The sequence below is a fragment of the Acinetobacter sp. ANC_7634 genome, assembly GCF_056779875.1.
Window position 1 is genome coordinate 1 of the sequence record NZ_JBWYIT010000040.1, and the last position, 297, is coordinate 297.

The following is a 297-nucleotide window of genomic DNA, read 5'->3' on the forward strand; positions in this document are numbered from 1 at the left end:
ACGACTTTCTGACTCGCTTACTACGCAGTGAAGGCATTAACTGGCTCATTGATGAAGCCCAACCGATTGTACCGAGCAACAACAGCCCGATCGAAGCACAAAAGCTCCGCCTGATTGATGACAACAGCCAATACCAAGCGCTTAACCGACGCAACATCCGCTACCACCGTAGTGATGCGACAGAACAATTTGATACCATCACCAGTTTTATCGGACAACGTAGCCTACAACCCACCGCAGTCCACCTACAACGCTGGCAAGCCACAGCCCTCGAACAAGAAGAAGGCGCAGGCTCAG

The 297-nt window shown here is 51.9% G+C and carries 1 protein-coding gene; it reads left to right on the plus strand.

The window, feature by feature from the left end; translation table 11 throughout:
- Positions 1-297 (plus strand): contractile injection system protein, VgrG/Pvc8 family (locus AC1M9A_RS14435; protein WP_481610494.1); only part of this gene is annotated, 297 nt, incomplete at both ends.